Genomic DNA, 16,044 nt, shown 5'->3' with positions numbered 1-16,044 from the left:
CTGGATGGCCTATGACGCCAACTCGGGTGGGCGCGCGACGCGAATCCACGCGCGTTCGCTGCGAGGGTATACGATTGTCAACCCGCGCGGCGGCTCGGTGGCTTGAGGCCAGCGGATAGCACTCCAAAAAGGCGGACGGGTCGCAACATCTTTGCGACCCGCCAACGCCGAACGCCGAGCCGATCACAGCCGGAGCACCTTGCCGGGATTCATGATGTTGTGCGGATCTAGCGCGCGTTTGATGGTGCGCATGATGTCGAGCTCGGTCTTCGAGCGGTAGTGGCTGAGCTCGTCGAGCTTGTCGATGCCGATGCCGTGCTCCGCCGAGATCGAGCCGCCCATGGAGGTGACGAGATCGTTCACGGCGCGCGTGATGGCGGCCGCGTATTGGTTCAGCGTCTGCTGGTCCATGCCCTTCGGCCCCATGAACGAAAAGTGCAGATTGCCGTCGCCGATATGGCCGAGCGGATAGGGCCGAATGGTCGGGAGAATGTCGAGCACGGCCTTGAGGCCCTTGTCGATGAACTCCGGGATCCCTGAGATCGCCACCGACACGTCGAAACTGATCCCCGGTCCCTCGGCGCGGGAGGCCTCCGCCATGGCTTCGCGGATGCGCCACATGTTGCGCGATTGACCGAATGTGTGCGCGATCGTCGCATCCAGCACGCGGCCGGCTTCGAGCTGATCGGCGAGAAACTGCTCCATCTTGCCGGACATGCCCTCGGTTCCGTCCTGCCGCGGGCGCGCCGACGACCATTCCAGCAGCAGGTACCAGGGCGTATCCGCCTTCAGCGGATCCTGCGTCCCGGGAATGTGGCGCAGGGAAAGGTCGATGGCCGCCCGGCTGAGCAGCTCGCAGGAGCCGACATTGTCCTCGGACGCCGCGTGCGCCTCCGACAGGATTTCCAGCGCCGCGCGGGGATCGCGGATCGCCAGCCACGCCGTGCAGACGTCCTTCGGTGCCGGCCACAGCTTGAGCACGGCCTTGGTGATGATGCCCAGCGTCCCCTCGGCGCCCATGAACAAATGCTTGAGGTCGTAGCCGGTATTGTCCTTCTTCAGCGCGCGCAATCCGTCCCAGACCTCGCCGCTCGGCAAGACGACCTCGAGCCCCAGCACGAGATTGCGGGCATTGCCGTAGCGCAGCACCTGCACGCCGCCGGCGTTGGTGGAGAGATTGCCGCCGATCATGCAGGAGCCCTGGGCACCGAGGCTCAGCGGCAGGAAGCGGTCGTGCTCGCTTGCGGTCTCCTGAAGCGTCTGTAACACGCAGCCGGCCTCGACCGTCATCGAATAGCCGACGGGATCGACATCCAGCACGCGGTTCATCCGGCCGAGCGACAGCACGATGCCGGTGTGCGCAGGCCAGGGCGTCGCCCCGCCCATCAGGCCGGTGTTGCCGCCCTGCGGCACGATCGCGACGCCGTGCTCGTGGCAGAGCCGGACCACTTTCGAGACCTCCTCGGTGCTGCCAGGGCGAACGACGGCGCCGGCGTTGCCGACCAGCAATCCCCGCCAATCCGTCACAAACGGCTGCTTGCCATGCTCGTCCTCGATCAGGCCTTTGTCGCCGACGATCGCGCGCAACGCATCGCGCAATGGTTCGGTCACGGGAGCGGTCGGGATGGTGGGCAGGGACGTCGGGAGCGGCATTTGTTTCCTCTGGCACATCTTTGTGTGTACTGAGCGCGCGAAGCGCCGCAGCCATTGTCCACGTTTAGGCTGCCGAGTCTAACGGCAATGCGCCACGCGTGTGGGGAGTTTGGGTCGGCCTGACCGCTTGGAACGGTCCGCAGCAGCACGACGTTTGCTTCTCGGCACAACAGGAGAGCCGCATGGCGAAGGTTGACGAGGAGCTCATCCGGGTGAGAGCCCACCAGCTTTGGGAACTCGCAGGCAAGCCGGAGGGCCGCCAGGACGAGTTCTGGCGAGAAGCCGAGCGCGAATTATCAAACGACGCCGGCGCAAATGCCGAAGAATCCTCAAAGACTTTCACGGAGTAATCCGCGAGCGAACGGTCTGGCGCTATCGGGCTTCAACCAGTTGGCGGGCATTGGCCATGGCTGCGCCCGAAGCGGTGTTGTCGAAAATGCACCAGACCGAGGCCGCCGCGCATCCGGCCAGCCGCACCTTGAGCGCCGCCAAGGCAGCCGCGTCATAGCTGGAATAATAGACCCTCGGTGAACCGTGAAGCCGAAAATAGGCCAGCCCGGTCCAGCCGCCGGGCGCAGCGCCATTGGCGGCACGCGGTGGATCCGCGGCCACCCGCGCGACGCCTCGTTGCGCCAGCCAGTCGTCGGCCGGCCTGGTGAACCAGCTCGCGTGCCGTGGCTCGCAAACCACCGGCACCTGCCCCCCTTTCTGCAGCGCTATTACGAGCTTCCCGGCGCCGCGCCTTGCGAAGATTGTCGACGAAGGCAATTGCAGCAGCAGCACGCCGAGCTTTTGCCCAAGGCCGGAAATCTCCTCGCAGAACCGATCGACGTCCGCGCGATCGAACCTCAGCTCCGGCGCATGGCTGATCGATTGCGGGACCTTGACCGCAAAACGGAAGCCGGCCGGCACCGCAGCGCTCCATCGCTCATATGTCGTGCGCCGATGCGGACGATAGAACGACGTGTTGATCTCGGTGCAGTTCAGCACTGAGGCGTAGCGCTCAAGGTGGGAGCCCTCGGCCTTGAACGCATCCGCATGCTGGGACGGCACGTTCCATCCCGCCGTGCCAATCCGAAGGGCATGCTTGCGCGTCCGTCCAGGCCTGTCTGTCATCGCCACAGCATAGGAGGCATCTTTGCGGCGTGGTCATGTCGGAACGATTTGGCCCGCCTTCACGACACTGCGGGGCTCTGTTTCTTCTGTCAAACCGGAAGGCAGAAGACGTGGCTCCTTCTCACGCCATCGCCACTTGCGGCTTCGGCTGCCGCGACAGCGCCAGCACGATCAGGGCCGCGAACACGCAGAGCGCGCCGGCGATGAAGAAGGCGGGCAGGTAGCTCTGGTAGACTGTGCGCGAGAACCCCGCGCCGAACGCCGCGGCGCCGGCGCCGAGCTGATGGCCGGCGAATATCCAGCCGAACACCAGATTGGCGCGCTCGGGCCCGAACTTTTGCGCGGTGAGCCGCACCGTCGGCGGCACCGTCGCGATCCAGTCGAGACCATAGAACATCGCGAAGACCGAGAGGCCGTAGAAGGAGAAATCGCTGAACGGCAGGAAGATCAGCGAGAGCCCGCGCAGGCCGTAGTACCAGAACAGGAGCCAGCGATTGTCGTAGCGGTCGGACAGCCAGCCCGACATGATCGTGCCGAAGAAGTCGAAGATGCCCATCGCCGCCAGCAGGCTCGCCGCCTGCACCTGCGGGATGCCGAAATCGAGGCACATCGGGATCAGGTGCACCTGCACCAACCCGTTGGTGGAGGCGCCGCAGATGAAGAAGGTCGCGAACAGGATCCAGAACGTCATCGACGTCGAGGCGTCGCGCAGCGTGCCGAGTGCAACGCCCGTGATCGAGCCGTGGCTGACGGGCGGCGCGGGCAAGGGTGCGGTGCCTTCGTCGCCGAACGGCCGCAGGCCGACGTCGCTGGGGCGGTCACGCATCGCGAGCAGCACGGCCAGCGCGGAAACACCGAGCATGATGCAGACGAGGCCGAGCGCGAGGCGCCAGCCATAGCGCTCGGTGAGGCTTGCCAGCAGCGGCAGGAACACGAGCTGGCCGGTGGCAACGCTCGCCGTCATGATGCCGATGACGAGGCCGCGTCGTGCCGCGAACCAGCGCGTGGCGATGGTCGCGCCGAGCACCAAGGCCGTCATGCCGGTCCCGATCCCGATCACCACGCCCCAGAGGGCAATGAGCTGCCAGACCTCCGTCATGCCGAGCGAGAGCACGAGCGCCGAGACCACGATCAGCTGGGCGGCCAGCGTGACGTTGCGCAGGCCATAGCGGTTGAGCAGGGCGGCCGCGAACGGCGCCATCAGTCCGAACAGGATGAAGCGGATCGACAGCGCGGACGAGATCTCCGCCGTGCTCCAGCCGAACTCCTTCTGCAGGGGAACGATGAACACGCCGGGCGCGCCGACCGTGCCGGCGCTGATCAGCGCGGTGAGGAAAGTCACGCCGACCATCACCCAACCGTAATGAATGTTACGGCGGGACAGTGCTGCCGCGAGCCAGTTCGAGATCATTGGGCCTCAACATTGATGGGCAGGCCGAGACAGACCTGCGTCAGTCTAGAGAATGACACGGGATGTATCTGTCGCAAATGACAGAGTTCCCTCGTTTCCGGACGTCCGCGTCAGCGGCGTTCCACCGCGATGGCCGTGGCTTCACCGCCGCCGATGCAGAGTGCGGCGATGCCGCGCTTGAGGTTGTTGGCCTCCAGCGCATGCAGCAGCGTCACGATCAGCCGCGCGCCGGTGGCGCCGATCGGGTGGCCCAGCGCGCAGGCGCCGCCATTGACGTTCAGCTTGTCGCGGGGAATGCCGAGGTCGCGCTGCGCCGCCATCGCCACCACGGCAAAGGCCTCGTTGATCTCGAACAGGTCGACGTCGCCCGCGCTCCAGCCGACCTTGTCCAGCAGCTTGCGGATCGCCGGGATCGGCGCCGTGGTGAACCATTGCGGCTCCTGGCTATGGGTGGCGTGGCCCTTGATCTCGGCGAGAACAGGCAGGCCGCCCCGGTCGGCAAGCGCGCGCTTCGTCAGCACCAGCGCGGCGGCGCCGTCGGCATTGGCGGAGGAGGCGGCCGGCGTGATGGTGCCGTTGGCGCGGAACGCCGGCTTCAATCCGGGGATCTTGGCGGGGTCGACCTTGAGCGGATGCTCGTCATTGGCGATCACGCGCGGTCCGGCCTTTTCGGTCAGCGTGATCGGCGCAATCTCGGCCTTGAACGCGCCGCCCTCGACGGCCTTGCGGGCGCGGCTCAGCGTCTCCATCGCATAGGCGTCCTGATCCTTGCGGGTGAATTGATAGGCTTCCGCCGTGGCTTCGCCGAAATCGCCCATGGAACGGCCGGTCTCGTAGGCGTCCTCCAGGCCGTCCATTATCATGTGGTCGATGATGCGGTCATGACCGACGCGATAGCCGCCGCGCGCCTTGGCGAGCAGGTAGGGCGCGTTGCTCATGCTCTCCATGCCGCCGGAGACGACGATGTCGGCCGAGCCGGCGCGGATGATGTCGTGCGCCAGCATGGTCGCCTTCATGCCGGAACCGCAGACCTTGTTGACGGTGGTGGCACCGGTCGCATCAGGCAGACCGGCGCTGCGTGCGGCCTGGCGCGCCGGCGCCTGGCCTTGGCCTGCCGGCAGCACGCAGCCCATGAAGACCTCGTCGACCTTCTCCGGAGCGAGCTCGGCGCGTTCGAGCACCGCACCGATTACGTGTGAGCCGAGCTTGTGGGCCGGGAGCGGCGACAACTCGCCCATGAAGCGGCCGAGCGGGGTGCGTGCGGCGGAGACGATGACGACGGGATCGGCGGCTTCGGCCATGACGAGAACTCCCTGGCGATGACGTGTAAGATGATGAACATCATATGATGCGGCGCAAAAAATGCAACCGCGGTTGGGATGAGAAAATGTCGTGGGTCGGATGAGATTTGGTCACTCCCTCGTCCGTGTCCCGGACGCGGCGCGACGTGCAACGTTGCGACGCAGAGCCGGGACCCAGATCGCGCCGACCTCATCGGTGCATGGGCCCCGGCTCAGCAGCGCACCGCCAAGCGGGCGCTGCGCTGCGTCCGGGGCACGGCAACCTGCATCCTACCGCTTCCGGTTCACAAACGCGCCCATCAGCCGCGTCGGCTCGTCCGTCAGGAATGACTCGCCGAACACTTTCACGCTCAAATTCACCGACTCGGTCAGCGGCAGTTCCTCCCATTGCCGCAGCAGCGCCTTTTGCGAGCGCAGCGCCTCGGGGCCGCATTCGAGCAAGGCCTTCACTAGATGCTCGACCTCGGCATCGAGCTCGCCGGGCGCAGCGACCTTGTCGACCAGGCCCCATGCCAGCGCCGTGGCTGCATCGATGTTCTCCGCCGTCATCACCAGCCAGCGCGCGCGGGCCCAACCGATCAGGCGCGGCAACAGCGCGGCATGGATCACCGAGGGGATGCCGACACGCACCTCGGGCATGCCGAAATGGGCATCATGCGCGGCGACGCGGAAGTCGCAGGCCGCCGCCACTTCGAGCCCGCCGCCGAGGCACCAGCCCGGCATGCGTGCGATGATCGGGGCAGGGAAGGCGCGCACCGCCTCGCAGAGATCGCGCAGGCGGCTGATGAAGGCCTCGGCGGATGTCTGGTCGAGCCCGGCCATCTCCTTGATGTCGGCTCCGCCGATCAGGCTCTTCTCGCTCTGTCCGCGCAGCACCACGACGCGGATGCTGCGGTCGGATGCGAGCTGCTGCAGGCCTTCGCGCACGGCGTCGGTCACGGGCGAGCCGAGGATGTTGAGCGGGCCGGCGTTGCAGATCGCGACATGAACGACGCCGCGCGCATCGCGCGTCACGCCGCAATGATTGTTGAGCATTTCCATCGTGGGATCTCGAAAGGTTTCGTGGACATGCGCGGGGCGCGCCGGTCGGGATCACTTCCGGGCCGAAACGTACGTCTTGTCAAGCGGCGGGCAGGGCGGGTTGCCAGCGTGAAGTCCGTGGCATAGTATGACGAATATCATCTAAAGAGGCTGCCATGACCGGTGACGATCAACCCGACCTGTTTTCGCCCGCGCAGAGGCGGGAACGCGTAGTGGACTGGCAGGTGCCTGCGCCGGTGGCGCGGGCGGCGATGGGCCTGTCGGGCATGGATGCCATGCTGGGCATCCGTGACGGCCGCCTGCCGCCGCCGCCCTTCGCCAAGCTGATAGGTTTCACCATGGCAGTGGTCGAGCCGGGCCGTATCGTCATGGAACTGCAGCCGCGCGAGGATCTCGAAAACACCATCGGTCTTCTCCACGGCGCGACCGCCGCGGCGCTGCTCGATACCGCGATGGGATGTGCCATCTCGACCCGGCTCGAGGCCGGACAAAGCTCGGTGACCCTCGATCTGAAGCTGACGTTTCTCCGCCCCCTGTCGGTTCGCTCGGGGCTGATCTCGGCCGAGGGCAAGATCATCAAGCTGGGGCGGCAGACCAGCTATACCGAGGGTTTCGTTCGCGACGGGAAGGGGGCCCTCGCGGTGCACGCAACTGCAACGTTCTCCATGATCGGAAGCAACTTGACATGAATTAATGCACCCATCGCGGCATTTGCGTGTTATGAGATGATCTCCGACATTCAATGAGATCCGCATGCGCTATTCCCGGGAACACAAGCAGGAAACCCACGATCGCATCGTGAAGAAGGCCTCGGTGCGGCTGCGGGAGAAGGGCGCCCACGGTATCGGCGTCGCCGACCTCATGAAGGAGGCGGGCCTGACCCACGGCGGCTTTTACGCGCATTTCGATTCCCGCGAGGCGCTGGTGATCGAGGCTTTTGCCTACGCGATGGACCGTTCGATGGAACACTGGCGCAAGCTCACCGGCGAGGTCGCTCCGGAAAAGCGGCTGGCGCTGATCGCGGAAAGCTATTTGTCCACGCTGCATCGCGACAATCCCGGTCACGGCTGCTCGATTCCCGCGCTGGGAGCCGAGATCGCCCGCGAGAGTCCGAAGACACGCAAGGCCTTTGCCGGCAAGCTGGATGAGATGATCGAGGCCCTGACCGACACCATCCCGAACATGCCCCGCAAGGCGGCACGCAAGCAGGCGATCGCGACGCTCGCGACGATGGCCGGAACCATGCTGCTGGCGCGCATCGCCGGCTCGAGCGAATTGTCCGACGAGATGCTGAAGGCCGGCCGGGACCACGCGCTCGAGGGAGCGAAGCGTGAGTCGAAGGTGGCGGCCGCGAAGAAGGCGAAACAGAACTAGGCGAAATGCCGTGTAGGGTGGGTTAGCCATGCGATTGCGCGAAGCGCATTCGCTTGGCGTAACCCACCACTGTGTTCGTCCGCGGAGACGGAAGAGGTGGGTTACGCCTTCGGCTAACCCACCCTACGAGACCGCCGTTCACCGCCCAGCAAACAACGCCCGCTCGCGCTCGACAATCTCCGAGATGTAATCCGCCACGGCCCTGATCCGCGCTAGGTCCTTACTGTCGGCGTGCATCAGCATCCAGACCGTCCGCGTGATCGAGATCTCTTCGGGCAGCACGGCGACAAGCTGCGGATAGTCGCTCGCCATGAAATGCGGCAGCACCGCGATGCCGAAGCCGGAGAGGGTGGCGTTGAGCTGCGCGATCAGATTGGCGCTGCGGAAGCGCGCCGAGATCCGCGGCGACACCTGCGGCAGATAGTCGAGCTCAGGCGTGAACAAGAGTTCCTCGATGTAGCCGACGAAGCGGTGCTGCGTCAGATCCTGCCGCGAGGCGATTTTCGGGAAGCGGTCGAGATAGGCGGGGGCTGCGTAGAGCCCGAGGCGGTAGTCGAGCAGCTTGCGCCCGACGATGCGACCTTCCTTCGGCATGGTCAGGCTGATGGCGATGTCGGCCTCGCGCTTGGAGAGGCTGAACAGCCGCGCGGTTGCTACAAGTTGCAAGTCGAGATCGGGATAGCGGTCCGCGAACGGCGTCAGCCGCGGCGCCAGGAAGGCGGTGCCGAACCCATCAGGCGCGCCGATCCGCACCGTCCCGGTCAGCCGCGCCACGGAGCCGCCGACCTGCTCCTGATTGGCAACAATGGTCGATTCCATGGCTTCGGCGCTGTCGGCGACGCGCTGGCCGGCCTCGGTGAGGAGGTAGCCGGTCTTGCGCCGGTCGAACAGCTTGGCCGAGAGGTGCTTCTCCAGCCGGTCGACGCGGCGGATCACGGTGGCATGGTCGACCCCCAGCTGTTTTGCCGCAGCCGACACCGAGCCGCCCCGCACGATGGCCAGCACGAAGCGAAAGTCGTCCCAATCGATAGTGCCTTGATCCAGCATTTTCGCACATCTATGGTGCATTATCTCAGACTTGAATCCTATAAAATGCAGGTCAATAGGATTTGTCAAAGCGACCACGCTCGCCTGAAGGAGACCATTCCATGCGTTCAATCGGACATTTCATCGGTGGCAAGGAGGTCAAGGGCACCTCGGGCCGCACTGCCGACGTCTTCGAGCCGATGACCGGTGACGTCCAGGCCAAGGTGGCGCTGGCGTCCAAGGCCGAAGTCCGCGCCGCTGTCGAGAACGCGCGCGCGGCACAGCCCGAATGGGCCGCGACGAATCCGCAGCGCCGCGCCCGCGTCATGATGAAATTTGTGGAGCTGGTCCAGCGCGATTACGACAAGCTCGCCGAGCTGCTCGCGCGCGAGCACGGCAAGACCGTCCCCGACGCCAAGGGCGACATCCAGCGCGGCCTAGAAGTCGCGGAATTCGCTTGCGGCATTCCGCATCTGATGAAGGGCGAATACACCGAAGGCGCTGGCCCCGGCATCGACATCTATTCAATGCGCCAACCGCTCGGCGTCGTCGCAGGCATCACGCCGTTCAATTTCCCGGCGATGATCCCGATGTGGAAGTTTGCGCCGGCGATCGCCTGCGGCAACGCCTTCATCCTCAAGCCGTCGGAGCGCGACCCCGGCGTGCCGATGCTGCTCGCCGAACTCATGATGGAAGCGGGCCTGCCGGCCGGCATCCTCAACGTCGTCAACGGCGACAAGGAGGCGGTCGACGCCATCCTCGACGATCCCGACATCAAGGCCATCGGCTTCGTCGGCTCGACGCCGATCGCGCAGTACATCTACGAGCGCGCCGCGCAGACCGGCAAGCGCTGCCAGTGCTTCGGCGGCGCCAAGAACCACGCCATCGTCATGCCCGACGCCGACATGGACCAGGCCGTCGACGCGCTGATCGGCGCCGGCTACGGCTCGGCCGGCGAGCGCTGCATGGCCGTTTCCGTCGCGGTCCCCGTCGGCAAGTCCACCGCCGACCGCCTGATGGAAAAGCTGATCCCGCGCGTCGAGTCGCTCAAGATCGGCACCTCGATCGATCCGTCGGCCGACTACGGTCCGCTCGTGACCCGCGAGGCGGTCGAGAAGGTCAAGAGCTACATCGACATCGGCGTCAAGGAAGGCGCGACGCTCGCCGTCGACGGCCGCGGCTTCAAGATGCAGGGCTACGAGAACGGCTTCTATCTCGGCGGCTCGCTGTTCGACAACGTCACCAAGGACATGCGGATCTACAAGGAAGAGATCTTTGGCCCGGTGCTCTCGGTGGTGCGCGCGCACGACTACAAGGAGGCGCTGGCGCTGCCGTCCGACCACGATTACGGCAACGGCGTTGCCATCTTCACCCGCGACGGCGATGCCGCGCGCGACTTCGCGGCCAGAGTCAACGTCGGCATGGTCGGCATCAACGTGCCGATCCCGGTGCCGATCGCTTATTACACCTTCGGCGGCTGGAAGAAGTCGGGCTTCGGCGATCTCAACCAGCACGGCCCGGACTCGATCCGCTTCTACACCAAGACCAAGACGGTGACCTCGCGCTGGCCGTCGGGCGTCAAGGAAGGTGCGGAGTTCTCGATTCCGCTGATGAAGTAAGGCTGTAGCCCAGCCTGTCATTGCGAGCGCAGCGAAGCAATCCAGACTGTCACTGCGGAACTACTCTGGATTGCTTCGTCGCTTCGCTCCTCGCAATGACGAGAATAGTGAGCAGCCCAGCATGCAGTTCGCTCTGAACGAGGATCAGGTCGTCCTTTGCGACATGGCGCTGGCGTTTGCGGCGGAAAGGATCGCGCCGCACGCGCTGCGTTGGGACGAGGAGAAGTATTTTCCAGTCGAGGTGATGCGCGAAGCCGCCAAGCTCGGCATGGGCGGCATCTATATCCGCGACGATGTTGGCGGCTCCGCCATGACGCGGTTCGACGCAGCGCTGATCTTCGAGGCGCTGGCGACGGGCTGCCCGACCACCTCGGCCTTCATCTCCATCCACAACATGGCGAGCTGGATGATCGATGCCTTCGGCAGCGACACCCAGCGCCACCAATGGCTGCCGAAGCTCTGCACCATGGAGCTGATCGCAAGCTACTGCCTGACCGAGCCGGGTGCCGGCTCGGACGCCGCGGCGCTGCGCACGCGCGCCGTGCGCGACGGCGACCACTACGTCCTAAACGGCCAGAAGCAATTCATCTCCGGCGCTGGCGGAACGGATATTCTGGTCGCGATGGTACGTACCGGTGGCGACGGTCCCGGCGGCATCTCGACGCTCGTGATCGACGGCAAGGCGCCGGGTGTCTCCTTCGGCGCCAATGAACGCAAGATGGGCTGGAACGCGCAGCCGACCCGCGCGGTGATATTCGAGAACGCCCGCGTGCCTGTGGCCAATCGCCTGAGCGAGGAGGGCACAGGCTTCAAGATCGCGATGGCCGGCCTCGACGGCGGCCGTCTCAACATTACGGCGTGCTCGCTCGGCGGCGCGCAAGCAGCACTCGACAAGGCGCGCGCCTACATGAAGGAGCGCAAGGCGTTCGGGAAGCGGCTCGACGAATTCCAGGCGCTGCAATTCCGTCTCGCCGACATGGCCATCGAGCTGGAGGCTGCGCGCACTTTCCTGTGGCGCGCCGCCGCGGCGCTCGATCGCAAAGACCCCGACGCCACCATGCTCTGCGCCATGGCTAAACGCTTCGGCACCGATGTCGGGTTCGAGGTTGCCAACCATGCGTTGCAGCTTCACGGCGGCTACGGCTACCTCAGTGAATACGGCATTGAGAAGATCGTGCGCGACTTACGCGTGCACCAGATACTCGAAGGCACCAATGAAATCATGCGGCTCATCGTGGCGCGCAAACTGATCGAGGGCGCGCGATGAGTGGAGTGGAAGAGGGCGATCTGGTCGCGCGCGTCGAAGGCGCGGCCGGCATCATCAGGCTCAATCGTCCCAAGGCGATCAACGCCGTGACGCTTGAGATGTTTCGCGACATCGACAAGGCGCTCGATCGCTTCGAGGCTGATCCTGCCGTTGCCGTGATCCTGCTGGAAGGCGCCGGCGAGCGCGGCCTCTGCGCCGGTGGCGACATCCGCACGCTCTGGGAAAGTTCCAAGGTCAATGGCGACCTCGGCAAGATCCTGTGGCGCGAGGAGTACATCCTCAATGCCCGGATCAAGAAATTTCCAAAACCCTATGTCGCCTTCATGGACGGCATCGTGATGGGCGGCGGTGTCGGTCTGTCCGCCCATGCCAGCCACCGTATCGTCACCGATCGGACCAAGCTCGCGATGCCCGAAGTCGGCCTCGGCTTCTTCCCCGATGTCGGCGGCACCTATCTGCTGTCGCATTCGCCGGGCGAGATCGGCACCTATTTCGGGCTGACCGGCCAGACCATGAACGGGCCGGACGCGATCCACGCGAAGTTTGCCGATTGGGTGGTGCCGGCCGTGAGATTGCCGGAGCTGCGCGAGGCGCTGACCAAGCTGCGGTCCGGTGCGACCGCAGCCGATGTCAGCAAGCTCATCGACGGCTTCGCCTCCGGCGAGACTGCGGGGCCGGTCGCCGCCAGGGAGCCGGTCATCGATGCGTTGTTCGGCTTCGACCGCATGGAGGACATTGTCGCTGCGTTGAAGCGCGACGGTTCCGAGTTCGCGTTGGCGACGCTGAAGACGCTGAACGAAAAATCGCCGCGCGGCATGGTGGTGACGCTCAAGCTGCTGCGGCTTGCGCGCGGATCGAGCCTGGAAGAGTGCCTGGTGCGCGAATACCGCGCCGCGCTGGAAGTGTTTCGGAGCGATGATTTCCGCGAGGGCGTGCGCGCCGCCGTGATCGACAAGGACCGCAACCCGACCTGGTCGCCGCCGCGGATCGAGGACGTGACGCCGGAGATGCTTGCGCCCTATCTCGCCGAGATCGGCGCGGACGAGCTGAAGTTCAATTAACAACGCTGTAGCGGAGGAAACGACAATGGCCACGATCGCATTCATCGGTCTCGGCAACATGGGCGGCCCGATGGCGGCCAACCTCGTCAAGGCCGGTCACAAGGTGGTGGCGTTCGATCTCGTCGAAGCCTCGCGCAATCAGGCCAAGGCCGATGGCGCCGCCATCGCCGACAGCGCGCCCGCCGCGGTGAAGGGCGCCGACGTCGTGGTCACCATGCTGCCCGCGGGCAAGCACGTGCTCGGCGTCTGGAACGAGGTCGTGCCTGTCATGACCAAGGGTGCGCTGATCATCGACAGCTCCACCATCGACGTCGAAAGCGCGCGGGCCGCGCATGCGCTCGCCGCCAAGCACGGCGTGCTCTCGGTCGATGCGCCGGTCTCCGGCGGCACGGGCGGTGCCAAGGGCGCAACGCTCACCTTCATGTGCGGCGGCGAGGAGAAGGCATTTGCTGCGGCCAAGCCCGTGCTCGAGAGCATGGGCAAGAAGATCGTGCATTGCGGCGGCGCCGGTGCCGGCCAGGCCGCAAAAATCTGCAACAACATGATCCTCGGCATTTCCATGATCGCGGTCAGCGAGGCCTTTGCGCTCGGTGAGAAGCTCGGGCTCTCGCATCAGGCGCTGTTCGATGTCGCCTCGACCTCGTCCGGCCAGTGCTGGTCGCTGACGACCTATTGCCCGGTGCCGGGCCCGGTGCCGACCTCGCCGGCCAACAACGATTACAAGCCGGGCTTTGCCTCGGCGCTGATGGTGAAGGACCTCACCCTGGCGCAGGAGGCGGCCAAGGCCGCGGGCGCGGCCACGCCGCTCGGCAAGCATGCGCAGGAGATCTATCAGTCTTTCGACGCAGCCGGCCAGGGCGGGGTGGATTTTTCCGGAATTATCAAGCACGTTAGGAGTTTAGCCGGGAAAGCTTGATGACCACATTCCAGGAAGCACGCGCGTTCCTTCTGCAACACCGTACGGATTACGAGGCAGCGGTCAAAGGCTTCCGCTGGCCTGATCCGGTTCCTTTCAACTGGGCGCTCGACTGGTTCGACGCCGAGCTCGCGACCAATGCGGACAGCAAGGATCGGCCCGCGCTCTGGATCGTCGATGCCGCCCAGGACAAGCAGACGAAGCTCTCCTTCGCGGCGCTGTCGCGCCGCTCGAACCAGGTCGCGAACTTCCTCCGCGCGCAGGGTCTGAAGCGCGGCGACCCTCTCCTGCTGCTGCTCGGCAATGTGGTTCCGCTGTGGGAGACGATGCTTGCGGCGATGAAGCTCGGCGTGGTCGTCATTCCCGCCACGACGCTGCTGACTGCCGATGAATTGCGCGACCGGCTCGATCGCGGCAAGGCGAGGGCGGTGATCGCGGCGCAAGACCAGGTTGCGAAATTCGCGAGCTTGGGTGCGGAGAACGTCGTCCGCATCGTCGTCGGCCCTGCATCCGACGGCTGGCTCGCCTATGACGAGGCGGCAAAGGCCTCCGAAAGTTTTGCGCCCGACGGTCCGACCAATGCCGACGACCCGATGCTGCTGTATTTCACCTCGGGCACGACAGCAAAACCAAAGCTCGTCCGGCACAGCCAGCGCAGCTATCCTGTCGGCCATCTCTCGACGATGTACTGGATCGGCCTCAAGCCCGGCGACGTCCATCTCAACATCTCATCGCCCGGCTGGGCCAAGCACGCCTGGAGCTGCTTCTTCGCGCCCTGGAATGCAGGCGCGACCGTGTTCGTGGTGAACCAGCCGCGCTTCGATGCCAAGGCGCTGCTTGCCACCATCGGCCGCTGCGGCGTCACCACGCTGTGCGCTCCGCCGACGGTGTGGCGGCTGTTCATCCAGGAGAACCTCGCCTCGTTCAAGGTCGCGCTGCGCGAGGTCTGCGGCGCCGGCGAGCCGCTCAATCCTGAAGTGATCGATCAGGTGCAGGCCGCCTGGGGCCTCACCATTCGCGACGGCTACGGCCAGACCGAGACCACGGCGCTCGCCGGCAACTCGCCGGGCCAGCCCATCAAGATCGGCTCGATGGGCCGTCCGCTGCCAGGCTATCGCGTGCAGATCAGCGATGCCGACGGCCATCCCGCAAAGGAGGGCGAGGTGACGCTGGTGCTCGGCGCCGACCGCCCCGCCGGCCTGATGCAGGGCTATCAGGGCGACGACGGCAAATTGTCCGGCGCCGCAGGCGCGCTCTATCGCAGCGGCGACGTCGTTTTCGCGGATGAGGATGGCTACTTGACCTTCGTCGGCCGCTCTGACGACGTCTTCAAATCCTCCGATTATCGCATCAGCCCGTTCGAACTGGAGAGCGTCCTGCTCGAGCACGAGCTGGTCGCGGAAGCTGCGGTGGTGCCGAGCCCGGATCCAATCCGGCTCGCGATCCCCAAGGCGTTCGTGCTGCTGACCGCGGGTGCAGAACGCTCGCCGGAAACCGCGCTATCGATCTTCAAGCACCTGCACGCGCGCCTGGCCCCGTTCAAGCGCATCCGCCGCCTCGAAATCGTCACCGAGCTGCCGAAGACCATCTCTGGAAAGATCCGCCGCGTCCAGCTACGACGGCTCGAACGCGACGACGATCGCAGCGATCCCTTGCGCGGCCGGGAATTCCGTGAGGAGGATTTTCCGGAGCTGGCGAAGACACGGAGTGAGACCTAAGTGAACGAAGTCTGGAAGAAGCCGCCTGTTACGCTCGAGGCCTATCAGGCCATGATCGGCAAGGAGATCGGCGTATCGTCGTGGCACCTGATCGATCAGCCCCGCATCGACAGCTATGCCGACGTGATCAAAGATCACCAGTTCATCCACGTCGATCCGGAACGCGCGAAGAAGGAAACCGCGTTCGGCACTACCATTGCGCATGGTTTTCTCACGATGTCGCTGCTGTCGATCATGTCCTACGAGGTGATGCCCGTGATTGCGGGCACCACGATGGGCGTGAATTACGGCTTCGACAGGCTGCGCTTCATCTCGCCGGTGCGCTCAGGCAAGCGCGTGCGTGGCCGTTTCGTGCTGGCGGAAGCCAAGCTCCGCAAGCCAGGCGAGCTCCAGTCCCGCACCAACGTCACGGTCGAGATCGAGGGCGAGGATAAACCGGCGCTCGTTGCCGACTGGCTCGGCCTGATCTATTTCGAGTAGGCCCGTGCCGTCCTTGCCGGGCTTGACCCGGCAACCCATCGCTGCTCAAAAGCCTGTCGAT

15 protein-coding genes are annotated in these 16,044 nt (G+C 65.3%); 9 read left to right on the top strand and 6 right to left on the bottom strand.

Features of this window, described 5'->3' with window-relative positions:
- Positions 1-183: 183 nt before the first annotated feature.
- Positions 184-1,653, bottom strand: a complete 1,470-nt coding sequence (locus I6F16_RS03250; RefSeq protein ID WP_225112204.1) for an FAD-binding oxidoreductase — start codon at positions 1,651-1,653, stop codon at positions 184-186.
- A 182-nt stretch (positions 1,654-1,835) separates the two neighbouring features.
- On the opposite strand from I6F16_RS03250, the gene I6F16_RS03245 reads away from it, so the two are divergent.
- Positions 1,836-2,003 carry a DUF2934 domain-containing protein gene (locus tag I6F16_RS03245; RefSeq protein ID WP_081494475.1) on the top strand — a complete coding sequence of 56 codons (168 nt, stop codon included), beginning with the start codon at positions 1,836-1,838 and terminating at the stop codon, positions 2,001-2,003.
- 22 nt (positions 2,004-2,025) lie between these two features.
- Here I6F16_RS03245 and I6F16_RS03240 read toward each other — a convergent pair whose 3' ends face one another.
- The 4 genes from I6F16_RS03240 to I6F16_RS03225 form a co-directional block, all read right to left on the bottom strand.
- On the bottom strand, positions 2,026-2,769 hold the full coding sequence (locus I6F16_RS03240; protein WP_051056846.1) for a DUF72 domain-containing protein: 744 nt from the start codon (positions 2,767-2,769) through the stop codon (positions 2,026-2,028).
- A gap of 121 nt (positions 2,770-2,890) precedes the next feature.
- A complete protein-coding gene (locus I6F16_RS03235; protein ID WP_109144071.1) occupies positions 2,891-4,180 on the bottom strand; it encodes an MFS transporter in 1,290 nt (429 codons plus the stop codon).
- Between the two features lie 110 nt (positions 4,181-4,290).
- Positions 4,291-5,481, bottom strand: coding sequence for an acetyl-CoA C-acyltransferase (locus I6F16_RS03230; RefSeq protein ID WP_225112205.1), 1,191 nt, complete (start codon positions 5,479-5,481; stop codon positions 4,291-4,293).
- A gap of 270 nt (positions 5,482-5,751) precedes the next feature.
- Entirely contained in the window at positions 5,752-6,522 is a 771-nt protein-coding gene (locus tag I6F16_RS03225; RefSeq protein WP_109144069.1) for an enoyl-CoA hydratase, read from the bottom strand.
- Positions 6,523-6,677: 155 nt separating this feature from the next.
- Here I6F16_RS03225 and I6F16_RS03220 point away from each other — a divergent pair, with 155 nt between their 5' ends.
- Both I6F16_RS03220 and I6F16_RS03215 read left to right on the top strand, forming a co-directional pair.
- A complete protein-coding gene (locus I6F16_RS03220; RefSeq protein ID WP_192893237.1) occupies positions 6,678-7,211 on the top strand; it encodes a PaaI family thioesterase in 534 nt (177 codons plus the stop codon).
- 64 nt (positions 7,212-7,275) lie between these two features.
- Complete coding sequence (locus I6F16_RS03215) at positions 7,276-7,896, top strand: TetR/AcrR family transcriptional regulator (RefSeq protein WP_036001077.1); 621 nt, start codon at positions 7,276-7,278, stop codon at positions 7,894-7,896.
- Between the two features lie 138 nt (positions 7,897-8,034).
- On the opposite strand, the gene I6F16_RS03210 is transcribed toward I6F16_RS03215, so the two are convergent.
- Positions 8,035-8,943, bottom strand: a complete 909-nt coding sequence (locus I6F16_RS03210) for a LysR family transcriptional regulator (protein ID WP_225173442.1) — start codon at positions 8,941-8,943, stop codon at positions 8,035-8,037.
- Positions 8,944-9,044: 101 nt separating this feature from the next.
- Between I6F16_RS03210 and I6F16_RS03205 the strand changes: the two genes are divergently transcribed.
- The 6 genes from I6F16_RS03205 (at position 9,045) to I6F16_RS03180 (ending at position 15,983) form a co-directional block, all read left to right on the top strand.
- Positions 9,045-10,541 (top strand): CoA-acylating methylmalonate-semialdehyde dehydrogenase, encoded by a 1,497-nt coding sequence (locus I6F16_RS03205; protein ID WP_036001072.1) that lies wholly within the window; start codon positions 9,045-9,047, stop codon positions 10,539-10,541.
- Between the two features lie 121 nt (positions 10,542-10,662).
- Positions 10,663-11,808 (top strand): isobutyryl-CoA dehydrogenase, encoded by a 1,146-nt coding sequence (locus I6F16_RS03200; RefSeq protein WP_225112207.1) that lies wholly within the window; start codon positions 10,663-10,665, stop codon positions 11,806-11,808.
- Positions 11,805-12,869, top strand: coding sequence for an enoyl-CoA hydratase/isomerase family protein (locus tag I6F16_RS03195; RefSeq protein ID WP_225112208.1), 1,065 nt, complete (start codon positions 11,805-11,807; stop codon positions 12,867-12,869). Before I6F16_RS03200 ends, I6F16_RS03195 begins: the two co-directional genes overlap by 4 nt.
- The gene (mmsB, locus tag I6F16_RS03190) at positions 12,865-13,785 is read left to right on the top strand and encodes a 3-hydroxyisobutyrate dehydrogenase (protein ID WP_345960833.1); all 921 of its coding nucleotides are present in this window, start codon (positions 12,865-12,867) and stop codon (positions 13,783-13,785) included. Before I6F16_RS03195 ends, mmsB begins: the two co-directional genes overlap by 5 nt.
- Positions 13,785-15,503, top strand: coding sequence for an AMP-binding protein (locus I6F16_RS03185; protein WP_225112210.1), 1,719 nt, complete (start codon positions 13,785-13,787; stop codon positions 15,501-15,503). Before mmsB ends, I6F16_RS03185 begins: the two co-directional genes overlap by 1 nt.
- On the top strand, positions 15,504-15,983 hold the full coding sequence (locus I6F16_RS03180) for a MaoC family dehydratase (RefSeq protein WP_225112211.1): 480 nt from the start codon (positions 15,504-15,506) through the stop codon (positions 15,981-15,983). It abuts the gene before it with no gap.
- Positions 15,984-16,044: the final 61 nt, after the last annotated feature.

The organism is Bradyrhizobium sp. IC4060 (genome assembly GCF_020193715.1).
GTDB classification, from domain to species: Bacteria; Pseudomonadota; Alphaproteobacteria; order Rhizobiales; family Xanthobacteraceae; genus Bradyrhizobium; species Bradyrhizobium yuanmingense.
Note: the sequence above shows the minus strand (reverse complement) of the source record. Positions and strands in the feature narration are given on the sequence as shown.

Bases quoted from the DNA above. Each gene is read 5' to 3' on its own strand.
- I6F16_RS03240 (WP_051056846.1), bottom strand. From the start codon at position 2,769: ATGACAGACAGGCCTGGACGGACGCGCAAGCATGCCCTTCGGATTGGC.
- I6F16_RS03230 (WP_225112205.1), bottom strand. From the start codon at position 5,481: ATGGCCGAAGCCGCCGATCCCGTCGTCATCGTCTCCGCCGCACGCACC.
- I6F16_RS03195 (WP_225112208.1), top strand. From the start codon at position 11,805: ATGAGTGGAGTGGAAGAGGGCGATCTGGTCGCGCGCGTCGAAGGCGCG.
- I6F16_RS03235 (WP_109144071.1), bottom strand. From the start codon at position 4,180: ATGATCTCGAACTGGCTCGCGGCAGCACTGTCCCGCCGTAACATTCAT.
- I6F16_RS03200 (WP_225112207.1), top strand. From the start codon at position 10,663: ATGCAGTTCGCTCTGAACGAGGATCAGGTCGTCCTTTGCGACATGGCG.
- I6F16_RS03205 (WP_036001072.1), top strand. From the start codon at position 9,045: ATGCGTTCAATCGGACATTTCATCGGTGGCAAGGAGGTCAAGGGCACC.
- I6F16_RS03245 (WP_081494475.1), top strand. From the start codon at position 1,836: ATGGCGAAGGTTGACGAGGAGCTCATCCGGGTGAGAGCCCACCAGCTT.
- I6F16_RS03215 (WP_036001077.1), top strand. From the start codon at position 7,276: ATGCGCTATTCCCGGGAACACAAGCAGGAAACCCACGATCGCATCGTG.
- I6F16_RS03220 (WP_192893237.1), top strand. From the start codon at position 6,678: ATGACCGGTGACGATCAACCCGACCTGTTTTCGCCCGCGCAGAGGCGG.
- I6F16_RS03210 (WP_225173442.1), bottom strand. From the start codon at position 8,943: ATGCTGGATCAAGGCACTATCGATTGGGACGACTTTCGCTTCGTGCTG.
- I6F16_RS03185 (WP_225112210.1), top strand. From the start codon at position 13,785: ATGACCACATTCCAGGAAGCACGCGCGTTCCTTCTGCAACACCGTACG.
- I6F16_RS03250 (WP_225112204.1), bottom strand. From the start codon at position 1,653: ATGCCGCTCCCGACGTCCCTGCCCACCATCCCGACCGCTCCCGTGACC.
- I6F16_RS03225 (WP_109144069.1), bottom strand. From the start codon at position 6,522: ATGGAAATGCTCAACAATCATTGCGGCGTGACGCGCGATGCGCGCGGC.